The 1,187-nt window shown below is 38.6% G+C and carries 1 protein-coding gene; it reads left to right on the top strand.

Translation table 11 applies throughout. The features are described 5' to 3' along the window. On the top strand, positions 1-1,106 hold a 1,106-nt coding region (gene ltrA / locus D8M05_RS19970; RefSeq protein ID WP_245985553.1), incomplete at its 5' end, for a group II intron reverse transcriptase/maturase. Positions 1,107-1,187 lie beyond the last annotated feature (81 nt).

Here is a 1,187-nt window from a genome sequence, read left to right on the forward strand (position 1 = left end):
AGAAGAAGGCCTATCGGCCTGTACCAGTTAAACGGACTTATATTAATAAGCCAGGTACTAAGAAGAAGAGACCGCTAGGTATACCTGACCATGAGGATAAGATTGTCCAGCGTGCATTAGTTAAGATTCTCAATGCGATATATGAGAACGACTTCCTTGACAGTTCCTTTGGGTTTCGACCAAACAGAGGTTGTCATGATGCATTAAAGATTCTTAATGTATACCTTGAAAAGAGACCTACTAACTATGTTGTAGATGCTGACATTAAGGGATTCTTTGACAATGTCAACCATGAATGGATGATGAAATTCCTGAAACATCGTATTAATGACCCTAACCTTCTTAGAATTATTGCTAGATTTCTGAAAGGTGGATATCTGGAAGAAGGTAAATACTACGAATCGGACAAAGGAACACCTCAAGGAGGTGTCATCTCACCGATTCTAGCCAATGTATACCTACACTATGTACTAGACTTATGGTTTGAAAAAGTGGTCAGAAAGCAATGTAAAGGGAAAGCTTATATCGTTCGTTATGCTGATGACTTTGTATGCTGTTTCCAATACAGAGAGGATGCTGAAGCCTTCTATTCTGCACTCATTAAACGACTAGAAAAGTTCAACCTGGAAGTGGCAGAGGATAAAACAACTATCATTTCCTTTGGTCGGAATGCAGATAGCAGTGGACATGGCAAACCACCAACATTTGACTTTCTTGGCTTTACACACTATTGCAGTAAAAGTCAAAATGGAAACTTTCGAGTTAAAAGAAAGACCGCTCGAAAGAAGGTGCGTGCCAAACTAAAGAGTCAAAAGGAATGGTTGAAAGCCAATCGAACCATGGACATTCGACTCATTATGGATAGATTAGTACGGTCTCTCAAGGGTTACTACAATTATTATTGTATTACAGATAATACTTTAGCGGTAGAGAACTTTCTCTTCCATGTAAAACAACTGTTATTTAAATGGATGAATCGAAGAAGTCAAAGGAAATCTTTTAGCTGGGATAAATTTAATATATTTTTAAAAAAGTACCCACTACTTAGACCAAGAGTACGAGTGAACATATATGACTTGAAGACCAGTATTAGCTATATTCTGTGAATGATAATAGGAAGAGCCGTGTGCGATAATACCGCACGCACGGTTCTGTGAGGAGTGAGGAACACGTCCTCGAAGAGGATT

Source organism: Oceanobacillus bengalensis (assembly GCF_003628445.1).
Classification (GTDB): domain Bacteria; phylum Bacillota; class Bacilli; order Bacillales; family Amphibacillaceae; genus Oceanobacillus; species Oceanobacillus bengalensis.